The organism is Bradyrhizobium sp. Ken01 (assembly GCF_055807355.1).
Map to the genome: position 1 here is coordinate 51,955 of NZ_JBVVPC010000046.1, position 7,922 is coordinate 59,876.

8 protein-coding genes and 1 pseudogene are annotated in these 7,922 nt (G+C 57.4%); 3 read left to right on the forward strand and 6 right to left on the reverse strand.

The genetic code is table 11. The features are described 5' to 3' along the window. Positions 1-5 precede the first annotated feature (5 nt). Entirely contained in the window at positions 6-560 is a 555-nt protein-coding gene (locus AC0L3S_RS31665; RefSeq protein WP_374762408.1) for an IS66 family transposase, read from the forward strand. A gap of 163 nt (positions 561-723) precedes the next feature. Beyond that, positions 724-918 (forward strand): transposase domain-containing protein, encoded by a 195-nt coding sequence (locus tag AC0L3S_RS31670; RefSeq protein WP_374762407.1) that lies wholly within the window; start codon positions 724-726, stop codon positions 916-918. Positions 919-1,166: 248 nt separating this feature from the next. Here the strand turns inward: AC0L3S_RS31670 and AC0L3S_RS31675 are convergent, their stop codons facing one another. The 4 genes and pseudogenes from AC0L3S_RS31675 to AC0L3S_RS31690 all read right to left on the reverse strand — a co-directional run bounded on the left by AC0L3S_RS31675 (position 1,167) and on the right by AC0L3S_RS31690 (position 5,673). Then, positions 1,167-2,054, reverse strand: a complete 888-nt coding sequence (locus tag AC0L3S_RS31675) for an acyl-CoA thioesterase (RefSeq protein ID WP_259219396.1) — start codon at positions 2,052-2,054, stop codon at positions 1,167-1,169. 362 nt (positions 2,055-2,416) lie between these two features. Continuing rightward, positions 2,417-3,301 (reverse strand): beta-keto acid cleavage family enzyme, encoded by an 885-nt coding sequence (locus tag AC0L3S_RS31680; protein ID WP_259219395.1) that lies wholly within the window; start codon positions 3,299-3,301, stop codon positions 2,417-2,419. A gap of 891 nt (positions 3,302-4,192) precedes the next feature. Further along, a pseudogene (locus tag AC0L3S_RS31685) lies at positions 4,193-4,648 on the reverse strand (Lrp/AsnC family transcriptional regulator); the annotation flags it as partial. Positions 4,649-5,085: 437 nt separating this feature from the next. Further along, positions 5,086-5,673 (reverse strand): P-loop NTPase family protein, encoded by a 588-nt coding sequence (locus AC0L3S_RS31690; RefSeq protein ID WP_259219394.1) that lies wholly within the window; start codon positions 5,671-5,673, stop codon positions 5,086-5,088. A gap of 32 nt (positions 5,674-5,705) precedes the next feature. Here AC0L3S_RS31690 and AC0L3S_RS31695 point away from each other — a divergent pair, with 32 nt between their 5' ends. Continuing rightward, the gene (locus tag AC0L3S_RS31695) at positions 5,706-6,542 is read left to right on the forward strand and encodes an IclR family transcriptional regulator (RefSeq protein WP_259219393.1); all 837 of its coding nucleotides are present in this window, start codon (positions 5,706-5,708) and stop codon (positions 6,540-6,542) included. 535 nt (positions 6,543-7,077) lie between these two features. Here AC0L3S_RS31695 and AC0L3S_RS31700 read toward each other — a convergent pair. Together AC0L3S_RS31700 and AC0L3S_RS31705 are read right to left on the reverse strand one after the other, a co-directional pair. Beyond that, positions 7,078-7,251, reverse strand: a complete 174-nt coding sequence (locus AC0L3S_RS31700) for an SDR family NAD(P)-dependent oxidoreductase (RefSeq protein WP_259219391.1) — start codon at positions 7,249-7,251, stop codon at positions 7,078-7,080. Positions 7,252-7,442: 191 nt separating this feature from the next. Next, positions 7,443-7,634 carry an SDR family NAD(P)-dependent oxidoreductase gene (locus AC0L3S_RS31705; RefSeq protein ID WP_310473306.1) on the reverse strand — a complete coding sequence of 64 codons (192 nt, stop codon included), beginning with the start codon at positions 7,632-7,634 and terminating at the stop codon, positions 7,443-7,445. Positions 7,635-7,922 lie beyond the last annotated feature (288 nt).

The following is a 7,922-nucleotide window of genomic DNA, read 5'->3' on the forward strand; positions in this document are numbered from 1 at the left end:
GCTATGTGCTCGCTGCCGGGCACCTTCATGGCGATCTCAAGACCATCGGTATCCTGGCGAAGGGCAAGTGCACGACTGGGCGGATCTGGACTATGTGCGGGATGACCGGCCCTGCGCCGCCGACGGCGGCCTATTACGCCTCAAGCGACCGACGAGGCGAGCATCCCCAGAAGCATCTGGCTGCCTTCGCCGGAATCCTGCAAGCCGATTTCTGCAACGGCTCCAAGCCGCTGTTCGACCCGCAGACCAAGGTGCTGCCGATTACGCCGGCGCTCTGCTTTGCCCATGCGCGGCGGGGCTTCTTCGAGCTGGCTGACATCGAGAAAAATGCTGGGAAGGTAAGAAGTGCATACTGGTCTCTCCGATCGCGCTTGAGGCGGTCGGATGCCTCGATGCCTTGTTCGAGATCGAGCCGTCATCAACGGTCGCGGCGCCGACGAGCGGCGCGCCGTGCGCTAGGATGCGCTAGGAAAAGAGCAAGTCGCTTATGGAGAACATGCACGCCCGGTTCCCGCGTGAGCGCGAAGCCCTCTAGCGCTCCTCCCAGGTCCTCAACCTGATCAACTACATCCTCAGGCGCTGGGACGACTTCGCCGCTTCCTCGAAGATGGCAGGATCCGCTTGACTAGCAATTGTGCTGAGCGCGCGTTGAGGGGCTCGCATTGGGACGGCGCAAGTGGACCTTTCGCCGGTAGCTCGCGTAGCGCCGAGCGTGCCGCCATCATGCTGACGACGATCACGACTTGTCGCATCAACGACGTCGATCCTAAGGGTTGGCTCACCGACATCCTCGCCCGTATCGCCGATCTTCCCGCACCGCGTCCGCGCGAACTGCTGCCTGACAATGGAAGCTGCTCCGCCAAACCGACAAGCCCGCCGATGAGCGGGCGGCCTGACCGTCACGCAGCGCCATCATAGAGGTTGCGGTGTCGTTCGCTTCTGAACCCGGCTTAGAACGCCTTCGACATCGGCACGGAGGCTGCGTGTTGGACAATACCCGTTCAGATAATTAACCAGGCTCGGCTCTCCAGTTCGCACATACTCTGTTGTAACTAGCTGCCCGCACCTCGGACCAGGCTTAATGGCGGCCGAGATTCTGACCGAGACACCGCAACGAAACGCGGCGCTGTTCGCCTTTCTAGTCCCCTTGATCTGCTGTCCCGACTTCAGCTCCGCGTGCGGATCAGCCCTTCCTGCGCCGCCGAGGCGACGAGGCATCCGTCCTGGGTGAAAAACCGGCCGCCGGTGAGGCCGCGCGCGCCACTCGCTGATGGGCTGTTCATGACGAACAGCAACCACTCGTCCATGCGGAACGGACGGTGAAACCAGAGGGCATGATCCAGGCTGGTCGAATACAAGCCGGGCGTGACCGAAGTCAGCGCATGCGGCCGCAGGACGGTCCCTAAGAGGTTCAAATCCGACACATAGGCCAACAGGGCGCGGTGCAGCACCGGACGATCCGGGAGCGTGCCCAGGGCACGATACCAGACGCTTCGCAGCGGCGGTATTGCCTCGGCGTTTAGGATGCCGATTGGGTCTACAGGACGGACCTCGATCGCACCTTCGAACGACAATTGCTCGCGAGCCGCATTGGGGATCCTATCTGACATCCTGTCGATGTGCTTGCGAGCAATCTCGGCCTGAGACAACAGGCCCTCCGGTCCGGGCACCTGCGGCATTGGGTCCTGATGCTCGAACCCGGGCTCTTCACGATGGAAGGACGCTGTCAATGTGAAAATTGTACGGCCATTCTGAATTGCGTCCACTCGACGGGTGGCGAAGCTCTTGCCGTCTCGGACCCGTGCCACCTCGTAAGTGATCGGCTTGTGCTCATCACCCGATTGAAGGAAATGGCCGTGGACCGAATGGGCGGCCTGGTCCTCGCGAACCGTCTGTTCGGCAACCACTAAGGACTGCGCCAGGAACTGTCCTCCGAACACGTAGCCCCACTTGAGGTCCAGGCTGTGGGCGCGGAACCGGTCTATCTCGATACGTTCAGGCTCGAGTATCTCAAGCACCTGCTTCAGTGAAGCTGCTCTATCACGGTGAGGCATGGCTGGGGAACCTTTGTGAAAGTCATGGCGACTGAACCGAAGTGAGCGTTCAGCCGCACCTCATTTTGTGATGAAGTCGGCTATTACCGCCCAGGACACCGTCTCCGAGGAGCTCGATGGTTTGCGGTCGCGTCTCCCGCGGCGCGAATATCAAAGGATAGGCTTTGATTTGTCCGGCAGGGACTTCGAGCTCACTGAGCTTGGGCGGGCAGCTCACCATAGCGGTCAGCAAAGCACCTTGCCCGGTACTAAGCTCCATCTTCAGCTACGTTCAAAGCGCCGCAGCTTTGGAAGGGAGTGAGAATAGCCTGATCGAGGGTATTCTCGACCAGGCCGTTGGTTTCCGCCCGCGTAGGGCAATGCTATCCGCGCTTCACAACACCAAGAATGTTCCGAGCCTCGGCCGGGGTCGCGACGCTTGCTCCCATACGCTCGATAATTCCCACTGCATTCTCCACGAGCTGGGCGTTTGATGCGAGCACGCCACGTCGCAGATAGAGATTGTCTTCCAACCCAACTCGGACGTGTCCGCCTAGTCCAACCAGCTGGGGGACCGTTGCCATTTGGACCGCGCTGCAGCCAAATCCAGCCCAGATGGCCCCCGCGGGCAAGATGTCTCTCATTGCCTGCATAACGATTGGCACAGCGGGAGCGCCATAGCCTGTGCTGAGGCAGAATTGAAAGAGCGCAGGATTATCAACTTTCCCTTCCGAGATTAGCTGCTTGGCCGTTTCGATGTGACCGAGCTCGAAACATTCGAGCTCGGGTTTCACCCCAGCATCTCGCATAAGCGTTGCCATCTCTCGCAGATCAGACATACGCGCAACAAAGATGCTCTCCCCAAAGGTGAGCGTGCCGCAATCGAGAGTCGCAATCTCCGGCTGAAGCTTGATTGCGTGGACGCAGCGCCCCAGGGGCGTTTTGAGCGACGTCGCTTTGCTGATAGTGACCGGATCAAGGGATTCAAGCGATATGCTCCCGTCCATTCCGCAGGTCAAGTTGATGATGACATCAGTGGCCGCATCCCGCAGCCTTTTGACGACCTGCTCATAAAGTTCGAACTTGTTTGATGCTGCTCCGCTTTCTGGGTCGCGGACGTGAATATGGACGACTGCAGCCCCCGCCTTCGCAGCGTCCAGCGCCGCATCTGCAATTTGCGACGGCGTCTTCGGAATGCCTGGATGCTTCTCAAGGGCTGGTGAACTCGAACCGGTGACCGCACATGTGATGATGACTTGTCGAGACATCATGGACTCCTTAGTTGATCGGCATATTGAACGTTCAGACATGGACTATGACCCCTCGGAATGAAGCTCAATTTCATAGGTCCGCGCTGCAATGAATCCGGTGTCGGTCGACACCCGAATAAAGTTGTCTTGCAACCCCATCCGCTTGTGACCGATCCACACATAAATCCTTCATTCTGTGCGCCTCGTTGCTGCCTTTATTGGGAGATGATGCATTTTTCGGGCGCCTGAGCGGAAGGTTCGCTGTTTTTTGCAGCGTCATGAGAAAGGCATGTGATGCCTTGGCGGCTCTGTGAGTTCACGCACCAATGGAAGCGACTTGATTAAAGATAGAGCACCTGCGGATAACCGGATCAGAACGACATGAGCCGGCGCTTGGGAAGTGACACCGAGTAGGAGCTGAATCTGCTGGTGACGATGTTAACCTCCTCCACCGCCGCCGTATCCATCACCGAGCGTGGCACCCCCGAGCACATCGGCAGGCACTCGCCGTCCGAGGGCTCAACGCACCGGCGACTTTTCGCTTAGTGAGGTAGGTCGCTACTCTGACTGGGTCTGCGGAACATATCGTTGCGGCTATTCCGGATTATCGTTGTCCTTTGTCGATCCGCTCCGGATGATCGCTCGTAGCCGTCTCGACGGGGGAAGATGCGTCCGGCCACCGAATGAGCGGCCGAGTCGCAAAACTCACGAGATCACTTCACAGGCATGCCTACTGTCTGCGCCGTGGGTAAGAGGTGAAAATGGCGGTATCAACCGCGACGATTGCAATCAGCTAGATCCGAAGATCGCTGCAGTGGGATGCCTCCTGCCGTTGCTTTGGCTAAGGATGCGTTCCCGGACTTTACGAGCTGGAGCGACCGGGCTTTTGTCCTCGTTAGAGGCGGTCGCCTCGATCGGGACGGTGAACCCGCACTTAACCCGATCCATCACCACGTGAGTCTCGAAGCATTTGATATCAGGATTTTCAGACAACCTGCGCGTAAACTCCTCGTAATCGTCCATGCTCGTCGCGGTGATTACCAGAACGAAGTCGCTTTCTCCGGTGACGTAATAGCCGCTCATGATTTCGGGTGTAGCCCGAATCGACTGTTTAAAGCGGTCAATGATCGCGGCTCGTCCCCGCTCCAACGTTACGAAGACGATCATCGTAATCGGACGGCCCACGGCTTTTGGTGACACGATCGAAACATCGGCTAAGATAACGCCGGTCGCACGCAAGCGTTTGAGGCGTCGCTGTACGGCAGTAGGAGACAGGTTTACGATCGCACTGAGTTGGTCCGACGTCAGCCGGTTGTCCTTCTGCAGAGCCGTCAGTATTCGCGCGTCAATGCGATCGATTCTCATGAGGAGCTCCTACATCCACCTAAGCTGCAAGTGGATCTACTTGAGGTTTCATATGACACCAACCTACGAGGACGCCGTGCAGTGCTCGAGGGGGCGCCAAGCGCGAAACTGTTGCCCAACCACGTCGAGAAGAGATCCACGATCCGTTTTCCCAACCGGAAAAGCATCAAAGCGCAAGCCGTAACAATCGCCGCCAATCTAGCGATCACCCCGGGCGATACGCCCACCACATCGAAACACAAAATTGCGGTCGACGGACAGGTGGGTGTTCGCGCGCTAAATCCAAAGCAATTGGTCTCGCCAATGAAGGTCGCAACACAGCGGGTTCGCGAAGATTCATACATTCCTCTGGCGTTCCGATCGGCTCCACGTTGCCGTCATTCATCGCCACAATCCGATCGCACATGCGGCATCATTATTTGTTCTCAGGTGACGGTTCACCACGCTGCCTCCAGGGGCTTCTGCAGACGCTTTAATTCAAGCTGAGTGCTCCCGAAGCCTTTCACAAAGTTATGGCTGAGAAGACAACTGCGGGCGAATGCACCTCGCCGCTGTCGGTCATCCGACAGCTGGCGAAACATACAGCGCTGGTAATCATCGAGCTGAAACATACTGAGCGCTTCGGCCACACGGGTGCGAAGCTCGGAGCCGGACAGTCCACGCATTTTCAGCGCGAATGCCACGCTTTCGAAAATCGAGGGGTGTAGGAACGACTCGTCGAAACACCACAGGATATTTCGCTGCACTCTTGCAGCCCAGGTGAGGACGGAGGACGGACGGTTCGGCCAGAGGTTCGTACCTTGAACACGGTAACTAGCATTGAAGCGGTTGTTTTGTCCAAGCCTCCAAGTCCGAAAAAAGCGGCCAACTCGCCCGCTGGGTCGTGGAACCGGAACACCATTGACCGCCCGCGTGGCGCTGTACTGCTTGCAGACTCGCTCCCACCTCAGTGACTCGCCGGACATATTCTCCTCCCGAAACCATTGCAAATAATGCAATTGTGTTGCATAAAGTGACAGGTGCATGAACTCCTGTCAAGAGAATCCGAGGTACTTCGATGAATTCTGGCAGACGTTCCCAGAGCCATGGCGACCGAACCGTCGGAGAGGTTACGACCGTCCAGCGAGCAATCGATCTGCTAAGGGTTGTCGGCGCGAGTGAAAAGCCGAGCGGTGTGAATGAGATTGCGCGCCGGCTAGGAAAGCATGTCAGTGCCGTGTCCAGGACACTGGCGACTCTTGGACACAACGGATTCGCCGAGCGCAACGAAGAGACTGGCCGGTTTGTCCTCGGAGTTGAACTTATCGCGCTCGCGAGCAGACTTCTTGCTGAACTCGATGTGGTCAGGGTGGCGAGGCCCTATCTGGAAGAACTTGCCAGAAGTACGAGAGAAACGGCCTCGCTCAGTCTTTGGAATAAGACCGAGGCGATCAACATCGAGCATGTACTTGGTCCCGGGTCCATTAAGCACATCGCAGCACCCGGGCGGCGCAATCCAGCCCACTGCACGGCTAGCGGAAAAGCCATGCTGTCGCAAATGCCAGGCTTTACGCTGGAGGAGGTTTTGACACTCGGCCTCGAATCCTTTACGGACCGTACGATCACTGATCCGAGCGCGCTTGAACGCGAGCTGTGCAGCATTCGCGAGCGAGGATACGCGCTCAACGTAGGAGAGTTCATTCCGGAGATCGCCTCGATCGCCGCCGTGGTCCTCGATCGGAGGGGACGAGTTGCGGCCGCAATCGCCATCACCATGCCGGTCTTTCATTTTACTCAGCAAGGCGAACGACAGCTGGCGCCCGTTGTCATGAACGCGGCGGCAACTATCTCACAGCGTCTCGGACATCGCGTTGCAAAGCCGTCTGATCAACAAACATCCCGGCGGCCGGACTGAAGGATTTGGAGATCGATCATGCTGATGCATAGATGCAAGTGATCCGTGGCATGATCGACCGAGGAACATGCGAGATAGCAGCACGCAGACGCAGTGCCCGCCTTCTCGGACGCTACGGTCTAGATGCCTTTTGCGTCCAGACGATCGAACATTTTGTACGGCGCACGTTGTCTTCCTTCTAGGAGCCTACCCTTGGCGGCACCTGCCTGAGTATTTTGGTCGGGCGCGCCGAAATCACTTAGAGATCCTGCGTAGCTTGGTCAGCAAGTCCCTTCGCCGACGGCGATAGCTCGGGCACAAAAAGCAACGCTGACGTTCGCGGCTTGGCCACACCTACGACTCATGCAAGTGTCAGAGCGCCATCTATGGCTACCGTTGCCAGTACCAAAGCTCGCCCCAAAACCAAGATAGGTGATGAGATCAGCACTTTCGGCCGGCTCCGCCACCCGCTTCAGCAAGGTTTTTTCAATGCCTCGCCGGAGAGATTCCTCCGGCCAGCGCATCCAAGGGTATAGATCCAACATTGACCCGCACCTCAGGAGAAAGTGCGCGCGCGAGATTTTTTAGTAAGGTTTATCACTCCTGCTTTCGCTGCACCGTACACGATTGTGCTGCTGGGATAATCGAAACCACCGATCGATGCCACGTTTACGATCGCTCCTCTTGATTCTTTCAAGGCTGGCGCTGCAGCCTTGCTGCATCGGAACACACTCGTCAATCACCTGAAAAAGGAAGGGCCAAAGCTCCTCCGTCATGAGGTCGAGGCGCGCAGCTGGAATGGACACCTTCACTCCTGGAGATCCGGCATTGTTGACAAGCAAGTCCAGCCTGCTAACTTTGGATACTGCCTTGGAGATCATCAATTCGGTTCCGGATTACTTACGTATCCAGGAGCTGCTATTACATTGCCCAACGTCCGCAGACCTGCAACTGCTTGCGAGCGCGTTCATCATCAGGCAGAAAATTCAAAGCGACTGCTGCACCGGATTCGACAAGCATCTTCGCCGCCGCAAATCCGACACCACTTGTGGCTCCCGTCACAATCGCCGCTTTGTCCCTCAAATTGTACGAGATCATCAGCCCACCGCGCATTGAGACGTGTCACAAGATATATTAGACGTTCTGTTTACGTCCGCGAGAAGTGCTTAGCTTGTAGGGCGTCGGAAGATCGCGTCTGGCTCGCGAGAGCAGTTCCTTGGTACAGTGTGGGCTTAATGCCGGAGATCCCGTAAGCATTAAAGTCACCGGCGGACCAACGACCGAGCCATGGTCGCAGCGTTAGGCGGCGTTGGCCGTCCGTGAACAAGGCTCTAAGCGATTGAGCAGGAGTCAGTTTTTCGGTTGCGGTGGCATTTGAGATTGCAGGGATTGGGGGCTTGA